The organism is Streptomyces sp. NPDC093252, from assembly GCF_040683675.1.
Classification (GTDB): Bacteria; Actinomycetota; Actinomycetes; order Streptomycetales; family Streptomycetaceae; genus Streptomyces.
Window position 1 is genome coordinate 101,676 of the sequence record NZ_JBFBEM010000016.1, and the last position, 14,898, is coordinate 116,573.

Sequence of the window (14,898 nt, forward strand, 5' to 3'; positions counted from 1 at the left end):
CGAACTGCGGGAATGAAATGGGTCGGGTCGGTCGGGTCGGACGGGTCGGGCGGGTGCTCACGGCAGTGCCTTGCGGGCGGTGGCGAAGCGGGGGCGGTTGTTGAGGTCGGGGTGGTCGGCGGCGTCGGCCCAGCCCCGCTCCTCGGTGAAGATCCACGGCACCTGGCCGCCCTGGGTGTCGGCGTGCTCGATGACGACGACCCCGCCGGGCCGCAGCAGCCGGAACGCGGTGCGCTCCAGGCCGCGGATCAGATCGAGGCCGTCCTCGCCGGAGAACAGGGCGAGGTCCGGATCGTAGTCCCGGGCCTCCGGCGCCACGTACTCCCACTCGGTGAGCGGGATGTAGGGCGGGTTGGAGACCACCAGGTCGACCTGGCCGTCGAGGTCGGGGAAGGCGGTGAGGGCGTTGCCCTGGCGCAGGTCGACGCGGGAGCCCTCGACGTTCTTGCGGGTCCACACCAGGGCGTCCTCGGACAGCTCCACGGCGTGCACCCGGGAGCGCGGCACCTCCTGGGCGAGGGCCAGCGCGATGGCGCCGGAGCCGGTGCACAGATCGACGATGCAGGGCTCGACCACATCCATCGCCCGGACGGCGTCTATGGCCCACCCGACCACCGACTCGGTCTCCGGGCGGGGCACGAACACCCCGGGTCCCACCTGGAGTTCGAGATAGCGGAAGTAGGCGAGGCCGGTGATGTGCTGGAGCGGCTCACGCTGCTCGCGGCGGGCGATGACCTCCCAGTACCGGGCGTCGAAGTCGGCGTCCCGCACGGTGTGCAGGGTGCCCCGCTTCACCCCGTGCACGAACGCGGCCAGCTCCTCCGCGTCGGTGCGGGGCGAGGGCACACCGGCGTCGGCCAGCCGCTGGGTGGCCTGGGCCACCTCCGCGAGCAGCACGCTGCGGGGGCTGGGGGGCCGCCCCCCGAATGACTGCTGCACGCCCGTCCTCCGTCGTCGTACTCGATCGCCGTGCCGTCTGCTTCTCTGTGCGCCGGGGGTGGCGTTACGCCGCCGCCAGCTTGGCCGCCGAGTCCGCGTCGACGCATGCCTGGATCACCGCGTCGAGGTCGCCGTCCAGGACCTGGTCCAGGTTGTACGCCTTGAAGCCGACGCGATGGTCCGAGAGCCGGTTCTCCGGGAAGTTGTACGTACGGATCTTCTCGGAGCGGTCGACGGTGCGGACCTGGCTGCGGCGGGCGTCGGCGGCCTCCTTCTCCGCCTCCTCCTGCGCCGCGGCCAGCAGCCTGGAGCGCAGGATACGCAGCGCCTGCTCCTTGTTCTGGAGCTGGCTCTTCTCGTTCTGGCAGGAAGCGACGACGCCGGTCGGGATATGGGTGATGCGGACGGCGGAGTCGGTGGTGTTGACGGACTGCCCGCCGGGCCCGGAGGAGCGGTAGACGTCGATCCGCAGATCGTTCGGGTTGATCTCCACGTCCACCTCCTCGGCCTCGGGCGTGACCAGCACTCCGGCGGCGGAGGTGTGGATCCGGCCCTGCGACTCGGTGGCCGGCACCCGCTGCACCCGGTGCACCCCGCCCTCGTACTTCAGCCGCGCCCACACCCCGTGGCCGGGCTCGGTCTGGCCCCGGGTCTTCACCGCGACCTGGACGTCCTTGTAGCCGCCCAGCTCGGACTCGGTGGCGTCGATGATCTCGGTCTTCCAGCCGACGCGCTCGGCGTAGCGCAGATACATCCGCAGCAGATCCCCGGCGAACAGCGCGGACTCGTCGCCCCCGGCGCCCGCCTTGATCTCCAGGATCACATCCTTGTCGTCGCTGGGGTCGCGCGGGACGAGCAGCAGCCGCAGCTTCTCGGTCAGCTCCTCGCGCTGCTTCTCCAGCTCCTTGACCTCGGCCGCGAAGTCGGGGTCGTCGGCCGCCAGCTCACGCGCGGTGTCGATGTCGTCACCGGACGCCTTCCAGGAGCGGTAGGTGGCGACGATCGGGGTCAGCTCGGCGTAGCGCTTGTTGAGCTTGCGCGCGTTGGCCTGGTCGGCGTGGACCGAGGGGTCCGCGAGCTTCTGCTCCAGGTCGGCGTGCTCCCCGACCAGCTCCTCGACGGCCTCGAACATCTTGGGCTCCTGTGTGTACGACGGTGAAGAAGGGGCGGGCGACCAAAAACGCCGGTCCCGGCACGCCTCGTGAGGGCGTGACCGTGGACCGGCGGTTGGTGGCTCGCTACTTCTTGGAGCCGGCGGCCTTGCCGAAGCGGGCCTCGAAGCGGGCCACACGGCCACCGGTGTCGAGGATCTTCTGCTTGCCCGTGTAGAACGGGTGGCACTCGGAGCAGACCTCGGCCCGGATGGTGCCGGACTCGATGGTGCTGCGGGTGGTGAACGACGCGCCGCAGGTGCAGCTCACCTGCGTCTCGACGTACTCGGGGTGGATGTCGCGCTTCAAGGTGTCTCCTAGTTTCGGGAGGGCGCCGGGTCGCCGCCGCGGGGTGCGGGGCGTGAACCGGGGCCGACGGTCCAGTCTGCCAGGACTGGGGCCATCCCCCAAAACCGGGGGTTGCGGTCTTCTATTCCGGGGGCGGGGAGGGGCACCTGTTCCGGGGGCGTGCCGGGGCTCCGGCACCTGCGACGGGGCACCGGCGCCTACGGCGGCTACGGCGCCACGACCCCGTCCGCCTGGCCCGTGGCCGTGTCCTCGGTGGCCGACTCCGGGATCGGCTTGTCGGCCTTCAGGGCGGCCCACACCTGGTCCGCCTTCGCCTCGTCCAGCAGGACCCGGTTGAGGTCGGCGGGGTCGTACTGGACCGGCATGGTGACCATGTCCAGGTTGGCGGAGCCGATGGACTTCAGACCGTTGGCCCAGGACATCAGGGCGTCGACCGAGCCCAGGTCGGAGTCGGTGGTGACGGTCTTGGTGGCGGTGTCGGCGAGGGCGTAGAGGCGGGTCGGGTTGGTGAACAGGCCGATGCTCTTGACCTGCTCGACCAGCGCCTTCACAAACGCCTGCTGGAGCTGGATCCGGCCGAGGTCGGAGCCGTCGCCCACGCCGTGCCGGGTGCGGACGAGCGCGAGGGCCTGCTCGCCGGTGAGCTGGTGGGTGCCCTTGGGGAGGTCGAGATGGCTGTCGGGGTCGCTGATGGGCTCGGTGGTGGTGACCTCGACCCCGCCGAGTTCGTCGACCAGCTTCTCGAAGCCGCTGAAGTCGACCTCCAGATAGTGGTCCATCCGGATGCCGGTGAGCGTCTCGACGGTCTTCACCGCGCAGGCGGCGCCGCCGGTGGAGTACGCGGAATTGAACATCACGCCGCCGGCCGCCTGATGGGTGGTGCCGTCGGTGTCGGTGCACTCCGGGCGGTCGATCAGGGTGTCGCGGGGGATGGAGACGACGCTGGCCGACTTACGGCCCTCGTAGACATGGACGATCATCGCGGTGTCGGAGCGGGCGCTGCCGTCGTCCTCGCCGCCGCCGAGTTCCTGGTTGGCGCCGGCGCGGGTGTCCGAGCCGAGGACCAGGATGTTCTGCGAGCCGTCGTCGACCTTGACCGGGCGGTCGGAGCCGAGGGCCTGGTCGATGTTGACGCTCTTGAGGTTGCCGTTGAGCTTGAAGTAGACGTACCCCGCCCCGGTGCCGCCGAGGAGGACGATCCCGGCCGCGACCCAGGCCGCGATGTGCACCCCGGTGCTGCGGCGCTTGCGGCGGCGGCCCTTCGTCCGGCGACGGGAACCTCTGGAGCCGGGTGGGCCCGGTATGCCGGATCCCGGCGTGCTCTCGGCAGACATGTGCTCCTCGGTTCTCGTCCGGTCGGTGACCCCCAGCGGTGACGGACAGGGCGGGCGGGGCGCGCGCCGACGACACCGGGTGCGAGCCCCGTATCCATCGTGCTCCGTACGGTCAGACGGGGAAACTCGGCACAGGGTTGCACAACGCACTGTGCCCACCGCCGGGGGCGGTGGGCACAGGGAGTAGCCAGGTGGGCGGGGTGTGCCCCGCTCACCTGCGGGTTCAGCCGAAGATGTCGTACTGCTTGAAGTCGGTGCCGATCGTGATGGCTGTGGCGAAGATCTCGCTGCTGGCCTTGCCGGTCCCCGGGTACAGGGACAGCGTCCCCGCGGGGGTGCGGGCCAGCAGGTCGGCCTTGCCGTCGCCGGTGATGTCGCCGACGGCGTCGAAGGCGTTGAAGCCGCTCCAGGTGCGGACCTTGATCCGGGCCGAGAAGGCGGCGGAGCCGGACTTGCCGGTGCCCTTGTAGAGGTAGACGGCGCTGCCGGTCCTGGCGCGGGCGATCAGATCGGTGCGGCCGTCGCCGGTGAAGTCGCCGTGGCCGAGGAGCACGTTGTACTGGCCCCAGCCGCCGCCGAACCGGACCCGCGGCGAGAAGGTGCCGTTCCCCTTGCCGGGGTAGATCCACAGCACGCCGCCGGAGTCCACCGAGAGCAGGTCGGGCAGATAGTCGCCGGTGACATCGCCGGGCACGACGATCTGGGTGCGGGTCTTCCAGTTGTCGGCGAGCTTGGTGGTGACCCAGGTGTCCGAGGCGATCACATAGTGGTTCCAGAAGACATCGCCGTCGCTGCTGCGCCGGTAGACGAGGTCCTGGAAGCCGTCGCGGTCGAGGTCGGTCTGGAGGACCTTGTTCACCCCGTCCCAGGTGCCCCACTCCTCGCGGGCGTCGAACGTGGTGCCCTTGGACGCCTTGGAGTAGCCCATCTTGTCGGCCGACTTGCGCACCCACATGTCGGCGCGGCTGTCCCGGCTGAGGTTGCTGTCGTCGAGCCGCGGGTAGACCGCGCCGACATAGGAGGTGACCTTGGTGAAGACGCTGTACGCGCCCGCCGCCACACAGTCCTCCACGCCCCAGGAGACGACGCCGACGATCCGGTTGTTGACCACCAGCGGCCCGCCGGAGTCGCCGTTGCAGGCGCTGACGGTGCCGGTGTCGCTGCCGGTCGCGGGCTTGCCCGCGCACACCATGTGCCCCTTGACGAACTCCGCGCCCCAGGCGCGCGTACAGGTGCTGTCGGACTGGAGCGGCAGGGTCGCCGTCTTCAGCAGCGGCGAGATCTCGTCACTGGTCGAGCTGGTCCGGCCCCACCCGTAGACCTTGGCACTGGTCCCGGCGGCGTACGAGGCGCTGTCCCCGGCCGTCGTCATCGGGATCGGCTTGGCCTTCACCGGGACGTCCAGGGTGATGACCGCGATGTCGTTGTCCAGCGTCCTGGCGTTGTAGGACGGGTGCTGCCACTGGCGCAGCGGCAGGGTGACGGTGCCGTCGGTGCCGGTGTCGGTGGGGAGCTTCGCGGTGCCGGTGATGACGGCGCCGTTGGCGTACCAGTTGTAGCCCTTGACGCAGTGCGCGGCGGTGAGGATCTTCGTGGGCGCCACGACCGCGCCGCCGCAGAAGAAGCCGATGTCGTCGGCGGTGCCGGTGGTGCCGCGGTCGTCGAAGTACCAGAGCTGGGCCATCCAGGGGGCCGTGGTGATCGCGGTGGTGGCGCCACCGATGATCTTGGCCTCCTTGCCGCCGGCGACACTGCCGCCGGTGCTCAGCGAGGTCTTGTTGCCCTGCCCGGCGAGGTCGTCCTCGGCGAGGGCCCCGGTGACCCGGTCGACCAGCTCGGCCCGGGTCACAGTGGTCGGGCCCGGGGTCACCCCGGTCGGGACGGGCGGTGCGGCGGCATCGGCGGTCGAGGTCAGCAGCGCGGCCCCGAGCGCCGCGGCGAGTGCGGCGGCGGTGGCGGACACCGCGAACCGTATCCGCCGTCTGTGACGCCCCTCACCCCCCGCAGAGACGGACGTACCCACTCAAGTCCCCCCTAGGGATCGGCAGTTTGGAAGGCGCCGATCGTACAACAAGCACAGTGGCCGCCCCCTGTCAGGGGACGGCCACTGCCACGCACCGCGACGGCTAGTCGCCGTTTCCGGGCGTGGGCGTCGTCTTCTGGATCTGCATCAGGAACTCGATGTTCGACTTCGTCTGCTTCATCTTGTCCAGCAGCAGCTCGATCGCCTGCTGCTGGTCCAGGGCGTGCAGCACCCGGCGCAGCTTCCAGACGACCGCCAGCTCCTCGCCGCCGAGCAGGATCTCCTCCTTGCGGGTACCGGACGCGTCCACGTCCACCGCCGGGAAGATCCGCTTGTCCGCGAGCTTGCGGTCGAGCTTCAGCTCCATGTTGCCGGTGCCCTTGAACTCCTCGAAGATCACCTCGTCCATCCGGGACCCGGTGTCGACGAGCGCGGTGGCCAGGATGGTCAGCGAGCCGCCGTCCTCGATGTTGCGCGCGGCGCCGAAGAACCGCTTCGGCGGGTACAGCGCGGTCGAGTCGACACCACCGGAGAGGATGCGGCCGGAGGCGGGCGCCGCCAGGTTGTAGGCGCGGCCCAGACGGGTGATGGAGTCCAGCAGCACCACCACGTCATGGCCCAGCTCCACCAGGCGCTTGGCGCGCTCGATGGCCAGCTCGGCGACCGTGGTGTGGTCCTCGGCCGGGCGGTCGAAGGTCGAGGAGATGACCTCGCCCTTGACCGACCGCTGCATGTCGGTGACCTCTTCCGGACGCTCGTCGACCAGGACGACCATCAGGTGGCACTCGGGGTTGTTGTGCGTGATCGCGTTGGCGATGGCCTGCATGATCATGGTCTTGCCGGTCTTCGGCGGGGCCACGATCAGACCGCGCTGGCCCTTGCCGATGGGCGAGACCAGATCGATGATCCGGGTGGTCAGCACGCCCGGGTCGGTCTCCAGGCGGAGCCGGTCCTGCGGGTAGAGCGGGGTCAGCTTGGTGAACTCGGGGCGACCGCGGCCGTGTTCGGGGGCCATGCCGTTGACCGAGTCCAGACGGACCAGCGCGTTGAACTTCTCGCGCCGCTCGCCCTCCTTGGGCTGGCGGACCGCGCCGGTGATGTGGTCGCCCTTGCGCAGGCCGTTCTTGCGGACCTGGGCGAGGGAGACGTACACGTCGTTGGGGCCCGGGAGGTAGCCCGAGGTACGGATGAAGGCGTAGTTGTCGAGGATGTCGAGGATGCCGGCGACCGGGATCAGGACATCGTCGTCGGCGAGCTGCGGCTCGCTGGTGCCGATCTCGTCGCGGCCCCGACGGCCCCGGCGGTCCCGGTAGCGGCCCCGGCGACCGCGACGGCCGCCCTCGAAGTCGTCGTCGTCCTGCTGCTGCTGGCGGTTGGCGCCGCCCTGGCCGCCGCTCTGGCTCTGCTGCTGCTGGCGCTGCTGGCTCTGGCCGCCCTGCTGGTCCTCGCCCTTGTTGCCCCGGCGGTCGCGGTCGCGGTCCCGGTCACGGTCGCGGCCCCGCTCGCGGCGGTCGCGGCGGCGGCCCTCGCCGCCGTCACCGGCGTCGCCCTGCGGCTGCTGCTGGACCGGGGTCTCGGCCCGCGGCTCGGTCCTGGCCTCGGCGGTGACCGTCTCGGGGCTGCCCGCCTCGGCGGTGGCCCGGCGGCGCCGGCGCTCGGCCGGGGCCTCCTCGGCGGCCTGCTCGGCACCGGAGGCGGCCTTGGAGGGCTGGCCGGGGATCTCGATCTGCTGCTGGCCGGCGGCCTGCTCGACGGCGGCCTCGGCCTTGGGGGCCGCCTTCTTCGCGGCGGGCTTCTCGGCCGCGTCGGCGGTGTCGCCCGTACGGGTCCTGGAGGTGGTGCGGCGCTTGGGCTTGGTCTCGGCGGTGGCCTCGGCCTTGGGGGCCGCCCCGCCGGACGCCTGCGCCTCCTTGATCACCTCGATGAGCTGGCTCTTGCGCATCCGCGCGGTGCCCCTGATACCGAGGCCGGATGCGACCTGTTGCAGCTCGGCCAGCACCATGCCCTCGAGGCCGGTACCGCGGCGCCGCCGGGAGCCGGCACCGGTGGCAGGCGCGGAAGCGTCCGTGGCGGGCGCGGCAGCGGTCTCCTCGACACGTGCGCCCATCAGATCGGTGGTGTCGCTCACGAAGGGTCCTTCCCTGGAGCGGACGTCGGCCTGTCTGGCTCGGCGACCGGTTGTGCTGTCCGGCTTCGGTCCGTTCGATGTGGACCGTGCCGGGGCGGTGGTCCGCCAAAGCGGCGGAAGAAATTTCTGGTGAGTGGCGCTTCCCCAGCCGTGGCACCCAGTGTCACGAGGCGTGGTCGCACCGGTTCCGGAGCTTCCCCTGAGGGGGTGCCCCCACCGACGGCCCGCTCAATGTCGGCGTACGGCGTACTGCCCGCATACGAAGTACGAGACACAGTGCGGCTTGGGGGGCTCCCGGAAGAATGTCTGTCCCGGACGGGGACACGAGGCACCTCGCCATGGTGGGGTCGGGTGCAGACTTGAGATTAACACTACCGGATCCAACAAACATTCCCCCTCTCCACATCCGGCAATCGTGTGCCCCGCTCGGCCCTAATCGGCATCGACGGCATCGGTGCCGGTCGTCGCGAGCGGCAGCACACAGGCTCCCTGCGGGTCCAGGCTCAGCCGGTTGGCGGCCCAGTCGGCCCCGGCGAGGGCCTCGACCTTGTCGGCGCTGTCCCGGTCGGCCAGCGCCATCACGGTGGGTCCGGCGCCGGAGATGACGGCGGGGATGCCGTCGGCCCGCAGCCGCTCCACCAGCGCCGCGCTGTCGGGCATGGCCGGTGCGCGGTACTCCTGGTGGAGCCGGTCCTCGGTGGCGGGCAGCAGCAGCTCGGGGCGCCTGGTCAGGGCCTCGACGAGCAGGGCGGCGCGGCCCGCGTTGGTGGCGGCGTCGACATGGGGCACGGTGCGCGGCAGCAGTCCGCGGGCGGTCTCGGTCAGGACCGGCCGACCGGGTACGAAAACCACCGGAACGATGGAATCCGAGGGCTCCATCCTGATCGCGCGGGCGGCGCCGGCCTCCATCCAGGACAGGGTGAAGCCGCCGAGCAGACAGGCGGCGACGTTGTCCGGGTGGCCCTCGATCTCGGTGGCCAGCTCCAGCAGGGCGGTGTCGTCGAGGCGGGCCTCGCCGCCTATGGTCACCGCCCGCGCGGCGACGATCCCGGCGCAGATGGCGGCGGAGGAGGAGCCGAGGCCCCGGCCGTGCGGGATGCGGTTGGCGCAGACGATCTCCAGTCCGCGCGGCTGTCCGCCCAGGACGTCGAAGGCGGTGCGCAGGGACCGGACGAGCAGATGGTGCTCGTCGCGCGGGAGGGTCTCGCTGCCCTCGCCCGCGATGTCGATGTGCAGTCCGGAGTCGGCCACCCGGACGACAACGTCGTCGTAGAGGCCCAGCGCGAGGCCGAAGGCGTCGAAGCCCGGACCGAGGTTGGCGCTGGTGGCGGGGACGCGCACCCGTACGGCGGCGGCGCGGAAGGCGGGACCGGCCATCGCTCGATGACTCTCCTTGAGCTGCGTGACTGTCGAAGACACTCGATGACATTCGATGACATGCGATGAGACTCGATGACATGCGACGACGGACGACATTCGATGACGTACGACGAACCCTCGGCCGCCGTGGACCACCGTGGGCCGCCGTCGACCGCTTTCGTCCGGGGCGGTCGGCGGCCGGATACCGGGCCGGGGGACGGCGCGGCACCGCGGCATATGCGGCGGGCGGGTTCAGTACAGCCTATCGAAGGAAGGTTCCCGGGCGACATAGGGCGCACAGGAGGCGCACGATGCGTGTCGTAAGCCCCCCGTGCCACCCCCGGCGGGCAAGCCCCCGGGACGCCCCCCCCCGGGAGCCCGCCCGGCGTTCACGGGCGGGCTCGGGGCACCTACGGGCGGGCTCGGACGCTCACGGGCGGGCTCGGGCGCTTACGCCAGGCCCAGCCGGGTCGCCGCCACTGCCGCGTCCACCGGCACGGTGACCGGCTGCGGGGCGCCGGCGACGGCCCAGTCGGGGTCCTTCAGACCGTTGCCGGTGACCGTGCAGACGATCCGCTGGCCGGGGTCGACCTCGCCGCGCTCGGCGGCCTTGAGCAGACCGGCGACGGAGGCGGCGGAGGCGGGCTCGACGAAGACGCCCTCCTGCGCGGCCAACAGCCGGTAGGCGCGCAGGATCTCACGGTCCGTCACCTCGTCGATGAACCCGCCGGACTCGTCGCGGGCGGCGAGGGCGAGGTTCCAGGAGGCCGGGTTGCCGATCCGGATGGCGGTGGCGATGGTCGAGGGGTCCTTGACGACCTCGCCGCGCACGATGGGCGCGGAGCCGGACGCCTGGAACCCCCACATGCGCGGGGTGCGGGTGGCGGGGCCGTCGGCGGCGTACTCCGTGTAGCCCTTCCAGTACGCGGTGATGTTGCCCGCGTTGCCGACCGGGAGGACATGGATGTCGGGCGCGTCGCCGAGCATGTCGACGATCTCGAAGGCGGCGGTCTTCTGGCCCTCGATCCGGACCGGGTTGACCGAGTTGACCAGCGCGACCGGGTAGTTCTCGCTGAGCGAGCGGGCCAGCGTCAGACAGTCGTCGAAGTTGCCGTCGACCTGGAGGATCTTCGCGCCGTGGACCAGCGCCTGGCCCATCTTGCCGAGCGCGATCTTGCCCTGCGGGACGAGCACCGCGGAGACCATCCCGGCCCGTACCGCGTACGCCGCGGCCGAGGCGGACGTATTGCCGGTGGAGGCGCAGATCACCGCCTGGGCGCTCTCCTCCTTGGCCCGGGTGATCGCCATGGTCATCCCGCGGTCCTTGAAGGACCCGGTCGGATTGGCGCCCTCCACCTTGAGGTGGACCTCGCAGCCCGTGCGCTCGGAGAGCACCTGCGCGGGGACGAGGGGCGTGCCGCCCTCACGGAGCGTCACGACCGGCGTGCTGGCGGAGACGGGCAGCCGGTCCCGGTACTCCTCGATGATGCCGCGCCACTGGTGGGTCATTGCTGGTTACTCTCCTTCAACCCGCATGATGCTGGCGACACCCCGCACGGTGTCGAGCTGGCGCAACGCCTCGACGGTCCCGCTGAGGGAGGCGTCGGACGCGCGATGGGTGACGACGACGAGGGACGCCTCGCCGTCCTTGCCCTGCTGCCGAACGGTGTCGATCGACACCCCGTGCTCGGCGAACACCGTGGCCACCTGGGCGAGGACACCCGGCTTGTCGGCCACGTCGAGGCTGATGTGATACCGCGTGACGACCTCACCCATGGGCGAGACGGGCAGCGCGGCGTACGCCGACTCACCGGGCCCGGTGGACCCGGCGAGGCGGTTGCGGCAGACGGCGACGAGATCGCCGAGGACGGCCGAGGCGGTGGGCGCGCCACCGGCACCGGGCCCGTAGAACATGAGCTGGCCGGAGGCGTCCGACTCCACGAAGACGGCGTTGTACGCGCCGCGCACGGAGGCGAGCGGGTGGGTCAGCGGAATCATCGCCGGGTGCACGCGCGCGGTGACCGAGCCCCCGTCGGCGGCCCGCTCGCAGATGGCGAGCAGCTTGATGGTGCAGCCCATCTCCTTGGCGGAGGCGAAATCGGCCGCGGTGACCTCGGTCATGCCCTCGCGGTAGACGTCGTCCAGCCGGACCCGGGTGTGGAAGGCGATCCCGGCGAGGATGGCGGCCTTGGCGGCGGCGTCGAAGCCCTCGACATCGGCGGTGGGGTCGGCCTCCGCGTAGCCGAGCGCGGTGGCCTCATCAAGGGCTTCCTGGTACCCGGCCCCCGTCGAGTCCATCTTGTCGAGGATGAAGTTGGTGGTCCCGTTGACGATGCCGAGGACCCGGTTGACCTTGTCGCCGGCCAGGGACTCGCGCAGCGGGCGGATCAGCGGAATGGCACCGGCGACGGCGGCCTCGTAGTACAGGTCCTTGCCGTGCTCCTCGGCGACGGCGTGCAGCGCGGCCCCGTCCTGGGCGAGCAGCGCCTTGTTGGCGGAGACGACGGAGGCGCCGTGCGCGAAGGCGGTGGTGATCAGCGTCCGCGCGGGCTCGATCCCGCCGATGACCTCGACGACGACATCAATGTCCCCGCGTTTGACGAGCGCGGTGGCGTCGGTGGTGACCAGCGCCGGGTCGATCCCGTCCCGCACCTTGCCGGGCCGCCGCACGGCGACCCCGGCCAGCTCCACCGGGGCGCCGATCCGCTGGGCGAGGTCGTCGGCGTGCGTCGTCATGATGCGCGCCACCTCTGAGCCGACCACTCCACAGCCCAGCAGCGCCACCTTCAGCGGACGCGTACGCATCATGCGACCTCGTTTCCTCTTCCAACCGGTTACCGTCCGGGTTCTCACCCGGCACGGGGTTCCACCAGTCTCACTCACCGGACGGGACTTTCTGCCCCTGGTCCGGATCGTGAGACATCTATTTCATTTCCACGGCCCGGAAAACAACAGATCTTCCACACCACCGAGGTGCCTCACCCGACATCCAGCCGAGGTACCTCACCCGACATCCAGCCGCAGCAGATCCTCCTCGGTCTCCCGCCGGACGATGACCCGGGCCGCCCCGTCCCGCACGGCGAGCACCGGCGGCCGGGGCACATGGTTGTAGTTGCTGGCCATCGACCGGCAGTACGCCCCGGTCGCCGGTACGGCGATCAGATCGCCCGGCGCGAGGTCCCCCGGCAGGAACGCGTCCTTGACGACAATGTCGCCACTCTCACAGTGCTTGCCGACCACCCGCGCGAGCATCGGCTCGGCGTCGGAGGCGCGGGAGACCAGGGCGACGCTGTACTCGGCGTCGTAGAGCGCGGTGCGGATGTTGTCCGACATCCCGCCGTCGACGGAGACATACGTCCGCAGCCCCTCCAGCGGCTTGACCGTGCCCACCTCGTAGAGGGTGAAGGCGGTCGGGCCGACGATGGCCCGGCCGGGCTCGACGGAGATCCGGGGCGTGCGCAGCCGGGCGGACTCGCACTCGCGCGACACGATCTCGTGCAGCGCCTTGGCGATCTCGTGCGGCTCCCGCGGGTCGTCCCCGCTGGTGTACGCGATCCCGAGCCCGCCCCCCAGATCGATCTCGGGCAGCTCGACCCCGTGCTCGTCCCGCACGTCCTTGAGCAGTCCGACGACCCGGTGGGCGGCGACCTCGAACCCGGACATGTCGAAGATCTGCGACCCGATGTGGGAGTGGATCCCGATCAGCTCCAGCGAGTCGAGCTGGAGCGCCCGGCGCACCGCCTCCGCGGCCTGCCCCCCGGCCAGCGGGATCCCGAACTTCTGGTCCTCGTGGGCGGTGGCGATGAACTCATGGGTGTGGGCCTCGACGCCGACGGTGATCCGGATCTGCACCCGCTGCCGGACGCCCAGCTCGCGCGCGATGTGCGCGACCCGCACGATCTCCTGGAACGAGTCGAGCACGATCCGCCCGACCCCGGACTCGACAGCGCGCCTGATCTCCTCAACCGACTTGTTGTTCCCGTGCAGGGCGATCCGCTCGGCGGGCATCCCGGCGGACAGCGCGGTCGCCAGCTCGCCCCCCGAGCACACATCGAGATTCAGCCCTTCCTCCTTCAGCCACCGCACCACGGCCCGCGACAGAAACGCCTTCCCCGCGTAGAAGACATCGGCGTCGGCCCCGAAGGCGTCCCGCCAGGCCCGCGCACGGGCCCGGAAGTCGTCCTCGTCCAGCACATAGGCGGGGGTCCCGAACTCCTCGGCGACCGTCGTCACGGGCACCCCGCCCACCGTGACGACCCCGTCGTCCCCCCGGACGACGGTCTGCGCCCACACCTTGCCGTCGAGCGCGTTGAGATCGGCGGGCGGGGCGGAGTAGTGCCCCTCGGGCAGGACATCGGCGTGACGGGGCCCGGCGGGGTGTGCGGAGCGGCTCATATCTCTCGTCTTCTCAGCTCTCGGGTTCTCAGAGGTGGTCGGGTGCGTCGATACCGAGCAGGGAGAGGCCGTCGGCCAGCACCGCCCCGGCGGCCTCGACAAGAGCGAGCCGGGCCCGGTGGACGGCCAAGGGTTTCTCGTCCCCCCGCGGGAGGACCTCCGGCCGGACGACGGCCACCGCGTCGGCGACCGCCACGAGCTGCCGGGCGAGCCGGGAGGGGTCCCGGTGCACGGCCGCTGCCGCGAGGATCCGGGGGTGATCGGAGAGGGCGGTGAGGAGGGGGGCGGAGGGGGCGCGGAGGGTGCTCCCGATGTCCCCCGCCTCGGCCCGGAACCCCAGGTCGGCGGCGTTCCGCCGGAGCGCCCGCGCGCGGGCGTGGGCGTAGCGGACCCGGAAGAGGGGGTTGCTCTCACGCTGGACGAGGGAATCGGCGGGGGGGTGGGGCTTGTCGTGGGGGGCGGGGTGGAGGAGGGGCCAAGGGGTCGAGGTCGGGTGCGGGGAGGGGTGGGGGTGGATGAGGTGGGTGGGGATGGCGGGGAGGGTGGGGGCGGAGGGGGTGTGGTGCCGTGGGTCGGCGGGCTGGGCCCGCTCGGGAGGGGGCGGGGCCCCCTCACCGGCCTCGACGACACTGACCTCGACGACCTCCCCTTGCGACCGCAGAATCCGGGCGACGGCGTCCCTCACGACCAGAGCACGCGGCTCACGGGCCGCGCGGAGCCGGACGGTGACGGTGTCCCCGCGGGGGGCGACATGCCCGTACGGCAGGCCGTCGCGCAGTACGTCCCGGACGAGTTCGGCGATCGGGGAGTCCTCGCTGCCGCCCGCCCCGGGCTCAACGGTGAGGTTGAGGAAACCGGGCCCGGTGACGACGACCTCGCGGACGCCGGGCGCCTTGAGCAGATGGGGCGAGAGGATCTCGGCGACCCGCCGGGGAGGGTGACCGGCCGGGCGGGCGAGCTGGAGGGCGATGTTGGTGGCGTAGTCCCCGCATCCGCCGGCCCCCGGGACCGTGACCACGGCCCGCGCAGGAACCTGCACCCTCAGCTCCCCCCGGTCCACAGCACTGCGCACCGCGCGCAGCACGGTACGGGAGAGCTCGACGGGGGTCACGGGACAAGCGTAGGGGAGGAGGGGGGTGGGTAGGCGAGCCGATTTGCCCGATGGTCCGGGATGTGGACGGGGAGGGGGTGGGGAGGGGGGGTGGATGGGCGAGGGCCGCCTGTGTCGGGCGGGGGCGGCGTAGGGCGGGGGGCGGCGAC

The 14,898-nt window shown here is 71.6% G+C and carries 11 protein-coding genes; all 11 read right to left on the minus strand.

What is annotated here, in order from left to right; genetic code table 11:
• Positions 1–57: 57 nt before the first annotated feature.
• The gene (gene prmC / locus AB0O01_RS29855) at positions 58–897 is read right to left on the minus strand and encodes a peptide chain release factor N(5)-glutamine methyltransferase (protein WP_365318380.1); all 840 of its coding nucleotides are present in this window, start codon (positions 895–897) and stop codon (positions 58–60) included.
• Between the two features lie 106 nt (positions 898–1,003).
• Complete coding sequence (gene prfA / locus AB0O01_RS29860; RefSeq protein ID WP_365318171.1) at positions 1,004–2,071, minus strand: peptide chain release factor 1; 1,068 nt, start codon at positions 2,069–2,071, stop codon at positions 1,004–1,006.
• A 106-nt stretch (positions 2,072–2,177) separates the two neighbouring features.
• On the minus strand, positions 2,178–2,399 hold the full coding sequence (gene rpmE, locus AB0O01_RS29865; RefSeq protein WP_015657814.1) for a 50S ribosomal protein L31: 222 nt from the start codon (positions 2,397–2,399) through the stop codon (positions 2,178–2,180).
• Between the two features lie 206 nt (positions 2,400–2,605).
• Positions 2,606–3,733 carry an LCP family protein gene (locus AB0O01_RS29870; RefSeq protein WP_365318173.1) on the minus strand — a complete coding sequence of 376 codons (1,128 nt, stop codon included), beginning with the start codon at positions 3,731–3,733 and terminating at the stop codon, positions 2,606–2,608.
• 223 nt (positions 3,734–3,956) lie between these two features.
• Positions 3,957–5,696, minus strand: a complete 1,740-nt coding sequence (locus tag AB0O01_RS29875; RefSeq protein WP_365318175.1) for a trypsin-like serine protease — start codon at positions 5,694–5,696, stop codon at positions 3,957–3,959.
• Positions 5,697–5,859: 163 nt separating this feature from the next.
• Positions 5,860–7,884, minus strand: coding sequence for a transcription termination factor Rho (gene rho / locus AB0O01_RS29880; RefSeq protein WP_365318176.1), 2,025 nt, complete (start codon positions 7,882–7,884; stop codon positions 5,860–5,862).
• Positions 7,885–8,316: 432 nt separating this feature from the next.
• The gene (gene thrB, locus AB0O01_RS29885) at positions 8,317–9,261 is read right to left on the minus strand and encodes a homoserine kinase (RefSeq protein ID WP_365318178.1); all 945 of its coding nucleotides are present in this window, start codon (positions 9,259–9,261) and stop codon (positions 8,317–8,319) included.
• Positions 9,262–9,693: 432 nt separating this feature from the next.
• Positions 9,694–10,752, minus strand: a complete 1,059-nt coding sequence (gene thrC, locus AB0O01_RS29890; RefSeq protein WP_365318180.1) for a threonine synthase — start codon at positions 10,750–10,752, stop codon at positions 9,694–9,696.
• Between the two features lie 6 nt (positions 10,753–10,758).
• Positions 10,759–12,051 (minus strand): homoserine dehydrogenase, encoded by a 1,293-nt coding sequence (locus AB0O01_RS29895; RefSeq protein ID WP_365318181.1) that lies wholly within the window; start codon positions 12,049–12,051, stop codon positions 10,759–10,761.
• Positions 12,052–12,246: 195 nt separating this feature from the next.
• Positions 12,247–13,638: a diaminopimelate decarboxylase gene (gene lysA, locus AB0O01_RS29900; RefSeq protein ID WP_365318183.1), complete on the minus strand. Its 1,392-nt coding sequence runs from the start codon at positions 13,636–13,638 to the stop codon at positions 12,247–12,249.
• A 28-nt stretch (positions 13,639–13,666) separates the two neighbouring features.
• Positions 13,667–14,749 carry an ArgS-related anticodon-binding protein NrtL gene (gene nrtL / locus AB0O01_RS29905; protein WP_365318185.1) on the minus strand — a complete coding sequence of 361 codons (1,083 nt, stop codon included), beginning with the start codon at positions 14,747–14,749 and terminating at the stop codon, positions 13,667–13,669.
• Between the last annotated feature and the right edge of the window lie 149 nt (positions 14,750–14,898).